The sequence below is a fragment of the Mesorhizobium sp. Mes31 genome (assembly GCF_024519675.1).
Classification (GTDB): domain Bacteria; phylum Pseudomonadota; class Alphaproteobacteria; order Rhizobiales; family Rhizobiaceae; genus Mesorhizobium.
In genome coordinates this window covers 138,969-151,636 of the sequence record NZ_JALJRL010000001.1, presented here as the reverse complement: position 1 = coordinate 151,636, position 12,668 = coordinate 138,969, and the positions used below count along the sequence as shown (strand labels likewise).

General features: G+C 64.2%; 10 protein-coding genes. 7 read left to right on the top strand and 3 right to left on the bottom strand.

Annotation, left to right across the window (positions count from 1 at the left end):
- Nucleotides 1–2: 2 nt before the first annotated feature.
- The 7 genes from NR193_RS00670 to NR193_RS00640 all read left to right on the top strand — a co-directional run bounded on the left by NR193_RS00670 (nucleotide 3) and on the right by NR193_RS00640 (nucleotide 7,330).
- The gene (locus NR193_RS00670; RefSeq protein ID WP_256748973.1) at nucleotides 3–1,253 is read left to right on the top strand and encodes a lytic murein transglycosylase; all 1,251 of its coding nucleotides are present in this window, start codon (nucleotides 3–5) and stop codon (nucleotides 1,251–1,253) included.
- A 262-nt stretch (nucleotides 1,254–1,515) separates the two neighbouring features.
- Complete coding sequence (locus NR193_RS00665; protein ID WP_256748972.1) at nucleotides 1,516–3,159, top strand: ABC transporter substrate-binding protein; 1,644 nt, start codon at nucleotides 1,516–1,518, stop codon at nucleotides 3,157–3,159.
- An 18-nt stretch (nucleotides 3,160–3,177) separates the two neighbouring features.
- Entirely contained in the window at nucleotides 3,178–4,239 is a 1,062-nt protein-coding gene (locus NR193_RS00660) for an ABC transporter permease (protein ID WP_256748971.1), read from the top strand.
- 196 nt (nucleotides 4,240–4,435) lie between these two features.
- Nucleotides 4,436–5,362: a nickel transporter permease gene (nikC, locus tag NR193_RS00655; protein WP_256748970.1), complete on the top strand. Its 927-nt coding sequence runs from the start codon at nucleotides 4,436–4,438 to the stop codon at nucleotides 5,360–5,362.
- Nucleotides 5,359–6,207 (top strand): ABC transporter ATP-binding protein, encoded by an 849-nt coding sequence (locus NR193_RS00650; protein ID WP_256748969.1) that lies wholly within the window; start codon nucleotides 5,359–5,361, stop codon nucleotides 6,205–6,207. The genes nikC and NR193_RS00650 overlap by 4 nt, the downstream gene beginning before the upstream one ends.
- A complete protein-coding gene (locus NR193_RS00645) occupies nucleotides 6,204–6,953 on the top strand; it encodes an ABC transporter ATP-binding protein (RefSeq protein WP_256748968.1) in 750 nt (249 codons plus the stop codon). Before NR193_RS00650 ends, NR193_RS00645 begins: the two co-directional genes overlap by 4 nt.
- Nucleotides 6,950–7,330: a hypothetical protein gene (locus NR193_RS00640; protein ID WP_256748967.1), complete on the top strand. Its 381-nt coding sequence runs from the start codon at nucleotides 6,950–6,952 to the stop codon at nucleotides 7,328–7,330. The genes NR193_RS00645 and NR193_RS00640 overlap by 4 nt, the downstream gene beginning before the upstream one ends.
- 16 nt (nucleotides 7,331–7,346) lie before the next feature.
- On the opposite strand, the gene NR193_RS00635 is transcribed toward NR193_RS00640, so the two are convergent.
- Genes NR193_RS00635 through NR193_RS00625 form a run of 3 tightly spaced genes read right to left on the bottom strand, consistent with a single transcriptional unit; the run spans nucleotide 7,347 to nucleotide 12,657 of the window.
- Entirely contained in the window at nucleotides 7,347–10,445 is a 3,099-nt protein-coding gene (locus tag NR193_RS00635) for an efflux RND transporter permease subunit (protein ID WP_256748966.1), read from the bottom strand.
- The gene (locus NR193_RS00630; RefSeq protein WP_256748965.1) at nucleotides 10,442–11,521 is read right to left on the bottom strand and encodes an efflux RND transporter periplasmic adaptor subunit; all 1,080 of its coding nucleotides are present in this window, start codon (nucleotides 11,519–11,521) and stop codon (nucleotides 10,442–10,444) included. The genes NR193_RS00635 and NR193_RS00630 overlap by 4 nt, the downstream gene beginning before the upstream one ends.
- Nucleotides 11,518–12,657, bottom strand: coding sequence for an efflux RND transporter periplasmic adaptor subunit (locus tag NR193_RS00625; RefSeq protein WP_256748964.1), 1,140 nt, complete (start codon nucleotides 12,655–12,657; stop codon nucleotides 11,518–11,520). Before NR193_RS00625 ends, NR193_RS00630 begins: the two co-directional genes overlap by 4 nt.
- Nucleotides 12,658–12,668: the final 11 nt, after the last annotated feature.

Below are 12,668 nucleotides of genomic sequence, written 5' to 3'. Positions count from 1 at the left end.
AGATGGTTCCTGCTTTTGTGAAATCGGCCCTCATCTTTCTCTGCCTCGCCTTTGCGGCAGTGGTCTCGACCGCTCCCGCCTCGGCCGCCAAGATCGACGATCAGTTCCGCGCCTGGCTGCAGAACGACCTGTGGCCGCAAGCCAAGGCGAAGGGCATTTCCAAAAAGACCTTCGATGCTGCTTTCGATGGCATCAAGCCCAATCTGAAGCTGCCCGACCTGGTGAAGCCGGGCGAGAAGGCGACGACGCCACAGAAGCAGCACCAGGCTGAGTTCGGCTCACCTGGAGCCTACTTCGCCGAAAAGACCATTGGCGCCGTCACCGCGGGCGGCCGCGCGCGCGAAGCCACCAATGCCAGGACACTTGCTGCAATCGAAAAGCGCTATGGCGTGCCGGGCGAAGTGTTGTTGGCGATATGGGGCCGCGAGACCGGCTTCGGTGCGGCGAAGATGCCCTACGACGCCTTCGAGGTGCTCGGCACCAAGGCGTTCATGTCGACCAAGAAGGATTTCTTTCGCACCGAGCTTCTGGCCGCGCTGGAAATCGTCGAACGCGGACTGGCCCCGGTCGGTGCGATGAAATCGTCCTGGGCCGGTGCGCTCGGCCAGCCGCAATTCATGCCGACGTCGTTCCTGAAGCACGCCGCGGATTTCGATGGCGACGGCCGCGCCGACATCTGGAACTCGACGCCAGACGTGTTGGCCTCGATCGCCAACTACCTTGTCCACTATGGCTGGGTGAGGGGGCGCGGCTGGGGCTTCGAGGTCACGGTGCCGGAGACCGTCTCCTGTTCGCTCGAAGGTCCCGACCAGGGCAAGAAGATTTCGCAGTGGGCGGCGATGGGCATCAAGCGCGTCGGCGGAAAAGCGTTTCCGGCGAGCGAATTGAAGGCCGAGGGTTTTCTGCTGATGCCGGCCGGGCGCAGCGGGCCGGCCTTTATCGCGACGCCCAATTTCTACGTGCTGAAGGAATACAACACCAGCGACCTCTACGCGCTGTTCATCGGTCATGGCGCCGATCGCATCGCCCATGGCGACAGCAATTTTTCCGGCAATTGGGGCGCGGTCGGCGGGCTCTACCGCTCTGACATCGCCGCGCTGCAGCGGGCGTTGGAAGCCAAGGGCTACGATGTCGGCAGCGCCGACGGCCTGCCCGGCTTCAAGACCCGCCGGTCGATCGGCGAATGGCAGGCAAAGAATGGCCAGGCCGCCACCTGCTTTCCCGACGCAAGCCTGGTCGCGGCGCTGAAATAGCCCCGAAATTAGCAGATTTTTCCCAATCTGCGGCCTCGATTGGCCGACATATGCGTCGACTTGGCCCGCCCCATTCTGGTCCAATGCACTGTCCTGAAAATGCCCGTTGCCGGCTGGCAGGCTGCCGGATAGGGTGTTGACCAATTGGACAAAAACCACGACGGTAAGGGGTTAGAGGGCCGTCGTCTGGCTCCAACAAGAATTCTGCAACCCTGAGCCGGGAACTCAGGTCAACAAACCAACAAAACAGGGAACGATCACCATGATGATGGAAAAGTTTGCTCTTCGCTCGCGCACCTTGCTTGCGGGCGCGGCGATCTCCGCGCTGCTCATTGGCGCGGCACCCGCCTTCGCTGTCACGCCCGCCGACACGCTGGTCGAGGGCTTCGCCATCGACGACATCATCTCAATGGATCCGGGCGAGGCGTTCGAACTGTCGACCGCAGAGGTCACCGGCAACACCTACGATCTGCTTGTCCGTCTCGACCTCGGCGACACCTCCAAGGTCAAGGGCGACCTCGCCGATAGCTGGAGCGTCTCCGACGACGGCCTGACCTACACTTTCAAGCTCAAGCCTGGCCTGAAATTCGCCTCGGGCAATCCGATCACGGCGGCCGATGTCGCCTATTCGTTCGAGCGCGCCGTCAAGCTGGACAAGAGCCCGGCCTTCATCATCGACCAGTTCGGCATCAGCGGCGACAACGTCACCGAGAAAGCCAAGGCCGTCGACGACACCACCTTCCAGTTCATCGTCGACAAGGCCTATGCGCCGAGCTTCGTGCTGAACTGTCTCTCGGCCACCGTTGCTTCGGTGGTCGATGCCAAGCTGGTCAAGGAACATGTCGCGGCTGTCACGCCGAGCGCCGACTACAAATGGGACAATGATTTCGGCAATGCCTGGCTGAAGACCGGCTATGCCGGTTCCGGCGTCTTCAAGCTGCGCGAATGGCGTGCCAACGAGGCTGTCGTGCTGGAGCGCAACGACAATTACTACGGCGAGAAGGCCAAGCTTGCCCGCGTCATCTATCGCAACATGAAGGAAAGCTCGGCCCAGCGCCTGGCGCTCGAAGCCGGCGACATCGACGTTGCCCGCAACCTCGAGCCGAACGACCTCGACGCCATTGCCAAGAACGCCGATCTCACCACCACCAGCGCGCCGAAGGGTACCGTCTACTACATCAGCCTTAACCAGAAGAACCCGAACCTGGCCAAGCCCGAGGTTCGCCAGGCGTTCAAGTATCTGGTCGACTATGATGCGTTGAGCTCGACCATCCTCAAGGGCATTGGCGAGATCCACCAGACCTTCCTGCCCAAGGGCGTTCTGGGTGAACTGGACGAGAATCCGTTCAAGCTCGATGTCGCCAAGGCCAAGGAACTGCTGGCCAAGGCCGGCCTGCCTGACGGCTTCAGCGTAACCATGGACGTACGCACCGGCCAGCCGACGACCGGCATGGCGGAATCGATCCAGCAGACACTGGGACAGGCCGGCATCAAGCTGGAGATCATCCCCGGCGACGGCAAGCAGACGCTGACCAAATACCGCGCCCGCAACCACGACATCTATATCGGCCAGTGGGGCCAGGATTATTTCGATCCGAACTCCAACGCCCAGACCTTTGCCTCGAACCCGGACAATTCGGATGAAGGCAAGACCAAGACGCTCGCCTGGCGCAACGCATGGGACATTCCGGACCTGACCAAGGAGACGGAAGCGGCTCTGCTCGAGAAGGATTCAGCCAAGCGCGCTGCGACGTACCAGGACCTCGAGAAAAAGATCCTCGACACCAGTCCCTTCGTCGTCATCCACCAGCAGCTGGAAGTGGCCGGCCTGCGCAAGAACCTCAAGGGCTTCGCGCTCGGCCCGAGCTTCGACAGCAACTTCGTCGGGCCGGTCTCGAAAGAGTAACGCCCGCGGACGCGCCGCATGAGTGCGGTTGAAAACGAGGGCGGGCGCGGCAGCGCCCGCGCCGTCGCCCTTGCATCATTCATCGGCCGTTTCCTGGTCATCGCGATCACGACCTATCTTGGTCTTCTCGCGGTCACCTTCTTCATCGGCCGGGTCATACCGATCGACCCGGTGCTGGCGGTGCTCGGCGACCGGGCGCCGGCCAATGTCGTCGAGCGCACGCGTCGCGAAATGGGTCTGGACCTGCCGCTGATCGAGCAGTTCTACATCTATGTGAAAAGCGCGCTGAACGGTGATTTCGGCACCTCGGTTCTGACCACCAATCCGGTCATGACCGACATTCGCCGCGCCCTTCCGGCAACGACGGAACTGGCGACGCTGGGGACATTGATCGGTGCCCTGTTCGGCGTGCCGCTTGGCGTGCTGGCCGCGGTCAAGCGCGGCAGCCTCATCGACCAGATCGTGCGCATCATTGGTTTGATCGGCTATTCCGTGCCAATCTTCTGGCTCGGGCTGCTGGCGCTGGTGCTGTTCTACGCCAAGCTGCAATGGGTCGCCTTCCCGGCGCGGCTCGACGTCGTCTACGAATACACCTTCACGCCGATCACCGGCTTCTATCTGCTCGACTCTGCGCTGCAGGGACAGTGGGACGTCTTCTACGACGCGTTCCGCCACATCATCCTGCCGGCCTCGCTGCTCGGCTACTTTTCTCTCGCCTACATCAGCCGCATGACGCGCTCGTTCATGCTCAACGAGCTCACCCAGGAATACATCGTCGCGGCGCGCGCCAAGGGCCTGTCGGAAGCCCGCATCATCTGGGGCCACGCGCTGCGCAACGCCGCCGTGCCGATGGTGACGGTGATCGCGCTGTCCTATGCCGGGCTGCTCGAAGGTTCGGTGCTGACCGAGACCGTGTTCTCCTGGCCGGGCATCGGCCTCTACATCACCAATTCGCTGCAGAACGCCGACATGAACGCCGTGCTTGGCGGCACCATCGTCATCGGTTCGGTGTTCATCGGCATCAATCTCCTGTCCGACTTGCTCTACCGCGTGCTCGATCCGAGGACCAAGACAGGATGAGCAGAGGTATCCCACTTTCGGGCTCGGCTGTGGCCAATCACCCCCACTCCGGCCCTTCGGGCCACCTCTCCCCCTGCCCGGGGGAGAGGAAAAGCCGGTCGCACGCCTGGCGCCTTTCCTCCCCCCCGTCGAACGGGGGGAAGGTGGTCTGCGAAGCAGACCGGAGTGGGGGTCGACGGCTTCAAGAGGCATCGTCATGACCGCCTCCGACGCCCGTCCTCTCTCCCGTCGCGACTGGCTGCTCAGCGAGCGGCCGGCCTCGCGCATGCAGGCAAGGCTCGGCCGCGCCTATGTCGCGTGGCGGCGCTTTTCCGCCAACCGGCTGGCCTTTCTCGGCCTGCTCATCATCATTGCCCTGCTGGTCGTTGCCGCGCTCGCCGGCGTGCTGGCGCCCTATTCGCCGACATTCGGCGACCTCAAGAATTCAAGGTTGCTCGCGCCCGGCGCCGAACACTGGTTCGGTACCGACGACCTTGGCCGCGATATCCTTTCGCGCATTCTCTATGGTTCGCGCTGGACGCTTTATGTGGTCATCCTGGTCGCCATCATAGCGGCGCCGATCGGCCTTTTGGTCGGCACTGTCGCTGGCTACGCCGGCGGCTGGACCGATGCCGTCCTGATGCGCATCACCGACATCTTCCTCGCCTTCCCCAAGCTGATCCTGGCGCTCGCCTTCGTCGCCGCGCTTGGGCCCGGCATCGAGAATGCGGTGCTTGCCATCGCCATCACATCCTGGCCGCCCTACGCCCGCATTGCCCGCGCCGAAACGCTGACCGTGCGCAATTCCGATTACATCAAGGCCGTGCAACTGATGGGCGCCTCGCCCTTCCGTATCGTGCTGCGCCACATCATGCCGCTCTGTATCTCCTCGCTGATCATCCGGGTAACGCTCGACATGGCTGGCATCATCCTCACCGCCGCGGGTCTCGGCTTCCTTGGCCTCGGCGCGCAGCCGCCACTGCCAGAGTGGGGCACCATGATCGCTTCGGGCCGCCGCTTCGTGCTCGACCAGTGGTGGGTGGCCGGTGCGCCGGGCTTCGCCATCCTCATCGTCAGCCTTGGCTTCAACCTGCTTGGTGATGGCCTGCGCGACGCGCTCGATCCCCGCAGTGGTGACCAATGAGCACGCAGCCAAAGGGTGCACTTCTTGACGTCGACGATCTGCGCGTCACCTTTCCAACCCGCACCGGGCTGATCGAGGCGGTGCGCGGCGTCTCCTTCTCGCTCGGCCGCGAACGGCTCGGCATTGTCGGCGAATCCGGCTCGGGCAAATCGCAGACCGGCCGCGCCATCATGGGCCTGACGCCGCCGCAGGCCAGGATATCGGCAAACAAGCTGGCCTTCGACGGCATCGACCTGCTCGCCGCGTCGCCACGCGAACGCCGGGCGCTGCGCGGAAAACGCATCGCCATGATCCTGCAGGATCCGAAATATTCGCTCGACCCGGTGATGAGCATCGGCCGCCAGATCGTCGAGACGCTGCGCACGCATGAGAGGGTCGGCAAGGCCGAGGCCCGCGACCGCGCGCTGGCCATGCTGGAGGCGGTACAGATCCGCGACCCGGCCCGTGTCTTCGACCTGCACCCGCATGAAGTGTCCGGCGGCATGGGCCAGCGCGCCATGATCGCCATGATGCTGATCGCCGGGCCGGAAATGATGATCGCCGACGAGCCGACCTCGGCGCTCGACGTCACCGTGCAGCTCGACGTGCTCGGCATCCTCGATCGGCTGGTCAGCGAGCGCGGCATGGGGCTGATCTTCATCTCGCACGATCTGCGCCTGGTTTCGTCCTTCTGCGACCGCGTCATCGTCATGTATGCCGGCAAGGTGGTCGAGCAGCTCAAGGCGTCGGAACTCGGCCGGGCCCAGCACCCCTACACGCGCGGCCTGCTCAACTGCATGCCCAGGATCGGCTTCGAACGGCATCCGCTGCCGGTGCTCGACCGCAAGCCGGAGTGGGCGGCATGACAGCAGCGATTGCCATCGACGGGCTGGAAGTGATCTTCGACCGGTTTCGCGCGCTGAAAGGTGTCAGCCTCGAAGTCAGGTCAGGTGAATCCTTCGGCCTCGTCGGCGAATCCGGCTCCGGCAAATCGACTCTGCTGCGGGCCATCGCCGGCCTCGCGCCGGTCGCTTCGGGCAGCATCACCGTCAATGGCAAGAAACTCGGGCCGCGCCGCGACAAGGCCTTTTACCGCGAAGTGCAGATGGTCTTCCAGGATCCGTACGGCTCGCTGCACCCGCGCCAGACCGTCGACCGCCTGCTGCAGGAACCTCTTGCCATCCATGGTTTTGCCGACGGCGAAAAGCGCATCCAGCGGGCGCTCGATGAGGTCGGTCTCGGCAACGGTTTCCGCTTCCGCTACTCGCATCAACTGTCGGGCGGCCAGCGCCAGCGTGTGGCGATCGCGCGCGCGCTCATTCTCGAACCGTCGATCCTGCTGCTCGACGAGCCGACCTCGGCGCTCGATGCCTCGGTGCAGGCGGAAGTGCTCAACCTGCTGGAAGAAGTCCGCCGGCGGCGCAAGCTGACCTTCCTGATGGTCAGCCACGACCTCGCCATCGTCACGCATATGTGCGAGCGGCTGATGGTGATGCAGGGCGGCGAGGCGGTTGAGAATCTCACGGCGGCCCAACTTGTCGGGCACCGGGTGACAAAGGATTACACGCGCAATCTGTTACGAGCCAGCGAAGGGTTTGTGAGAACCGCTTGAACCTTCTGGCCGCCCACATGACCACTGTTCAGGGAATTCCCATGGAGGGATGGAAGTTTACAGACCCACCCAATCTCGCGGTGTTATCGGACAAGAGCATATTTAAACGTGGTGATTGGATCGCATACGTTTTGCATGAAGATGACAATGACGACAACGATGATGATGAAGGTGGCAGTTGGCAATTCTACAGCAGCGACACTCGAGATTGGGATGAGCGCGAGATAATGCTCGTCGGCCTGCAAGAGGTGGTTCAGCTTGATGAAAGCATCCTGGCTTTGGCCGATTTGCCAAAAGGCTGGCATGCCTGGCGCAGCTCAAAATCGTCGCCTTGGCAGCGCGCCAAATCGCGCCCCGAACCCCTCCAACGACAATGAATGATGCGGCAGCGCTTTAAGTCGGGCCTTGCACCGGTTCGCCGGTCTCCAAAATAGGCGGTTCTTCTCGGCCCTTCGGCTCCTTGATCCGGAACCAGGTCACATAAAGCGCCGGCAGGAACAGCAGCGTAATCGCGGTGCCGGCGATGATGCCGCCCATCATGGCATAGGCCATCGGACCCCAGAACACTTCGCGCGCGATCGGGATCAGCGCGAGACTCGCGGCCGCCGCCGTCAGCGCGATCGGCCGCATGCGGTGCTCGGTGGCTTCGATGACGGCCGCCCAGCGGTCCTTGCCCTCGCGGACAAGGTCCTCGATCTGCACGATCAGGATGACCGAGTTGCGGATCAGGATGCCGATCAGCGCCAGCACGCCGAGGATGGCGACGAAGCCGAGTGGCGCCCCACTCGGCACCAGCGCGGCCACCACGCCGATCAGGCCGAGCGGCGCCACCGCAACGACCAGGAACAGGCGCTGGAAGCTCTGCAACTGCACCATCAGGATGGTCGCCATGATGAACAGCATCAGCGGCACCACCGCCGCGATCGGCCCTTGGCTTTTGGCGCTTTCCTCGACTGAGCCGGCGGTGGCGATCGAATAGCGCGGCGGCAATTTGGCGATGAAGGCGTCGACCGAAGGCTTCAGCTCGTTGACCACGGTTGCCGGCAGCACGTCGCCGACCAGCCCGGCGCGCACGGTGATCGTCGGAATGCGGTCGCGCCGCCACACCGTCGGCTGTTCGAGCTCGTAGCGGAAATTGGCCACCGCGGCGAGCGGGATGGATTCGCCCGTGCCGGTCGGCAGTTGCATGTTCTGCAGCGTTCCGATCGAGCCGCGCTCGGCCTCGCGCGAACGCGCCACCACATTGATCAGGTAGGTGGCGTCGCGCACCTGGGTAATGGTTGCGCCGCCGACCGTGCTGTTCAGCGCGCTGGCAATGTCGGAAGAGGTGATGCCGAGCTGGCGCGCTTTGTCCTGCAGCACATCGACCCTCAGCACACGCTGCGGCTCGTTCCAGTCGAAGGTGGGTGCTGCCAGCTTCGGATTCGCGGAAATCACGCCGGAGAACTGTTGTGCCAGCTCCCGCACCGTCTGGATATCGGGACCGCCGACGCGGTACTGCACCGGGCGCCCGACCGGCGGCCCCAATTCGAGCGGCTTGACGAAGGCATCGGTCCCCACGAACTCCTCGCGCAGCAGCTTTTCCAGCGCCGGCTTGACCCGGTTGCGCGCCTCGATGCTCTTGGTGACGATCACGGTCTGGCCGAAATAAGGATTGGCCGGCTGCACGTCATAGGCCAGCACGAAGCGCACCGCGCCCTGGCCGATATAGGAGCTGAAATGGTCGATATCGGGATTGCCGACCAGCGCCCGCTGCTCGAAGCGCTCCATCTGGTCGCGGGTCTCGGCGATGAATGAGTTCTGCGGCAGGTTCCAGTCGACGATCAGCTCCGGCCGGTCGGAGGGCGGAAAGAACTGCTGCTGGACAAGGCCAAAGCCGGCGATCGAGGCGGCAAACAACAGCACCGTGGCGATGACGGTCAGCCAGTGATGGCGCACCGAGCCGACCAGGACGCGCCGGAACAGCGAAGTGAAGCGGCCGGGCTGGTCGTGATGCTGCTGCTTCATGGTCGCCGGCAGGATGGTGACGCCGAGCAGCGGCGCGAACAGCACCGCGACGATCCATGATACCAAGAGCGACACGGCGATGACGACGAACAGCGTGAAGGTGTATTCGCCGGCGGCGCTGTTGTTGAGACCGATCGGAATGAAGCCGGCGACCGTTACCAGCGTGCCGGTCAGCATCGGGAAGGCGGTCGAGGTGTAGACATAGGTCGCCGCCTTGCGCAGAGTGTCGCCAACCTCCAGTCGCGCCACCATCATTTCGACGGCGATCATGGCATCGTCGACCAGAAGGCCGAGCGCGATGATCAGCGCGCCGAGCGAAATGCGCTGCAGCGAGATGCCGAGATAGGCCATGACCGTGAAGGTGATGGCCAGCACCAGCGGGATCGACAGCGCCACCACGAAGCCGGCGCGCATGCCGAGGCTGATGAACGACACCGCGAGCACGATGGCGACCGCCTCGAACAGCGCGCGCGTGAAGCCGGAGACGGCCTCCTCGACGATGACGGGCTGGTCGGCCACCAGATGCACGCCGACGCCGATCGGCAGGTCGGCCAGCACCTTGTTCATCTCCTCATGCAGGGCTTCGCCGAATTGCAGCAGGTTGGCGTTGGGCTTCATGCCTATGGCGAGCCCGATCGCATCCTCGCCGTTGAAGCGGAACAGCGCCGTCGGCGGATCGACATAGCCCCGGGAAATCGTCGCCACGTCGCTCAGCCGGAAGAAGCGGTCATTGACGCGCAGATTGATGGCGCGCAGGCTCTCCTCCGAGGTGAACTGGCCGCCTACACGCACGCTGATGCGCTCCGGCCCCGACTGGATGACGCCCGACGGCGTTATCGCGTTCTGCGCCTGCAGGCTGGCCACGATCGCCTGCTGATTGAGGCCAAGGGCCGCGATCTGGCGGGTCGAGAATTCGAGATAGATCGCCTCGTCCTGCGCGCCGACTAGATCGACCTTGCCGGCATTGGGCACGGTCAGGATTTTTGTGCGGACGTCCTCGACATAGTCGCGCAATTGGCGCGGCGTCAGCCCGTCCGACGTGAAGGCGTATATATTGCCGAAGACATCGCCGAAGCGGTCGTTGAAGAACGGTCCCTGCACGCCTTGCGGAAACTGCCCCTTGATATCGTTGACCATGTTGCGCACCTGAATCCAGTTCGGCACGACATCGCGCGCCTTGGTGGTGTCCTTCAGGTTGACGAAGATGACGGTCTGGCCGGCGGTGGTGACGGATCTGGTGAAGTCGAGGCTGTCGAGCTCCTCGAGCTTCTTCTCGATGCGGTCGGTCACCTGCTGCAGGGTCTCCTTGACCGACGCGCCCGGCCAGTTGGCCTGGATGATCATCGTCTTGATGGTGAAGTTTGGATCTTCCTCACGGCCGAGATTGAGGTAGGAGAACACACCGGCGACGACGAAGACCAGCATGAAATACCAGACCATGGAGCGGTGGCTGAGCGCCCAGTCGGAGAGGTTGAAGCCTTTCACGTGGCCCCTCCTTCGAGAATCCTGACTTTTTGTCCCTCGGCCAGGCTATGTACGCCGGCGGTGACGACGCGCATGCCGGCCTCCAGGCCTTCGGCGACGGTAAAGGTGGCGGCGCCCTTGGCGGCAACCTTGATCTCGTGCGCGCTCACACTCGATGTCTGCGGATCGAAGATCCACACTCTGTCGGAGCCGTCTTTTTCGAGCAGCGCCGACAGCGGCAGTTCGATCGTCGGGGCCACCTTGGTCATGCGCGTCGCGGTCACCGTCGAGCCGAGCCTGAAGGCCTGCGGCGGGTCGGTGAGCGTCAGCCGGACGCGGCGGGTGCGGGTCGAGCCCTCGGCCTGCGGCGCGATCTCGCGCAGCTTGGCCTGGGTCTCGATCGTCGGCAGCGATTGCAGGACGACCTGGAACGGCGTGCCGGCGACGAGATCGCCAGTCAACTGGTCGGGAATATCGACCACCGCTTCGCGCAGATCGGAGCGTGCCACAGTGACGACAGTCTGGCCCGCCGAGACCGTCTGCCCGACCTCGGCGCCGGTAGCGGTGACGACGCCGTCGAAATCCGAGAACAGTCTGGCATAGCCAAGCTGCTCCTGCGACTTGGCAAGCGCGGCCTTGGCCCGCTCGACACCGGCCTCGGCTGACTTGCGCGCCTGTTGTGCGGCATCGAAGACGGCCTGCGAGGTGTTGGCGGCGGCAAGCAGCTGGCGTTGGCGTTCCTCGCTGGCGGCGGCGTTGGCGAACTGCGCCTCGGCATTGGAAAGTTCGGCCTGGGCCGCCTGGACGGCCAGCTCCAGCGCGGTCGGGTCGAGCGCGGCGATCGTCGTGCCCTTGCTGACGATGTCGCCGACCTTGACGTCACGCGAGACGACCCGGCCAAGCAATCGGAAGGCGAGGTCGGCGCTGTACTGCGGTTCGACCGAGCCGGCGAAGCCGAAGGTCTGGGTGGTGCGCGGCTCGACCACCACCGACAGCACCGGCCGGACGATCTCCGGCGGCTTTTCATCCGACTTCGAGCAGCCGGCGAGCGCGCCAAGCGCGAACAGGCCAAGCAGGATACGCGGCAGCTGGCTCATTGGTCCGCTCCCGATATCTCGACCGTTTGTCCAGGACTGAGCAACTGTCCGCCCGAGGTAACGACGCTCTGGCCTTCGTCCAGCCCCTTGGCGATCACGACCGTGCCCGATTCGAAAGCCAGCACCTCGACCGGCGTCGTGGTCACCGCCTTGGTCGCGGGGTCGACCACCCACACCGCCGGATTGCCGGCGCTCGACGTCAGCGCCTGCCAGGGCAGCAGGACAGCCTTCGTCGGCTTGGCGCTGACCGAGCCGATGACCGCCGCCCCCAGCGGCATGCCGGCGGGCGTGTCGGGAATGCTGACCTTGACCCGGATCGAACCCGAAGCCGGATCAACCACCGGCGAGATTTCTCGGACCTTGCCCGTCGCCTTGACCTGGGGGTCGGACAACAGCGTGATCGTCACCGCCGGAGAGGCCGGCGCCCTGGCGACCAGAGTTTCCTGGACGTTGAACACCGCGTCACGGTCGCCGTCCTCGGCGACGGTGAAGACGGTTTGCGCCGCTTGCACCACCTGCCCCGCTTCGACTTGGCGGGCGGTGATCACGCCGGCGGCGCCTGCCTTGAGTTCGGTGAAGGACAGGTTCTGCTGGGCGTTGGCGAACGCGCTCTGCGCGGCATCGACGCTGCCTTGCGCCACCTTCAGTGCCTGGTCGGCCGCGTCATAGTCACGCCTGGTGGTGAAACCCTGGGCCAGAAGTGTCTTCTGCCGCTCGAAGGCGGCGGCGGACTGGGTCAACTGCGCCTGCGCGGCGTCGAGGTCGGCCTGCGCCGAGCGCAAATCGGACTCCTGCTCCTGCGGATCGATGCGCGCGAGCACGGTGCCTTGATCGACATGCTGGCCGACATCGACAAGCCGCTCGGCGACGCGGCCGCCGACCCGGAACGACAGATTGTTCAGCGTGCGCGCGGCAATCACCCCGGTGAGCGAGGTCCGCGGTGCAAAGTTGGCGATCGCCACGGTCTCCGTGCGCACCATCACCGGCAGCTTTTTTGCAGCCGCCTCCTGCTTCTGGCAGCCGGTAAGCAGCATCGCGGCCGTGCAGGCAAAAATTGCCGAGGCGGCTGGAAAAGACAAAAGGCTGGAAGCTTTGACCGATGGCGGCGAGACAGACGATGTCGCGTTCCTGCTCATGGGCTCCCTCA

Bases quoted from the DNA above. Each gene is read 5' to 3' on its own strand.
- NR193_RS00670 (WP_256748973.1), top strand. From the start codon at position 3: ATGGTTCCTGCTTTTGTGAAATCGGCCCTCATCTTTCTCTGCCTCGCC.
- NR193_RS00665 (WP_256748972.1), top strand. From the start codon at position 1,516: ATGATGATGGAAAAGTTTGCTCTTCGCTCGCGCACCTTGCTTGCGGGC.
- NR193_RS00660 (WP_256748971.1), top strand. From the start codon at position 3,178: ATGAGTGCGGTTGAAAACGAGGGCGGGCGCGGCAGCGCCCGCGCCGTC.
- nikC (WP_256748970.1), top strand. From the start codon at position 4,436: ATGACCGCCTCCGACGCCCGTCCTCTCTCCCGTCGCGACTGGCTGCTC.
- NR193_RS00650 (WP_256748969.1), top strand. From the start codon at position 5,359: ATGAGCACGCAGCCAAAGGGTGCACTTCTTGACGTCGACGATCTGCGC.
- NR193_RS00645 (WP_256748968.1), top strand. From the start codon at position 6,204: ATGACAGCAGCGATTGCCATCGACGGGCTGGAAGTGATCTTCGACCGG.
- NR193_RS00630 (WP_256748965.1), bottom strand. From the start codon at position 11,521: ATGAGCCAGCTGCCGCGTATCCTGCTTGGCCTGTTCGCGCTTGGCGCG.
- NR193_RS00625 (WP_256748964.1), bottom strand. From the start codon at position 12,657: ATGAGCAGGAACGCGACATCGTCTGTCTCGCCGCCATCGGTCAAAGCT.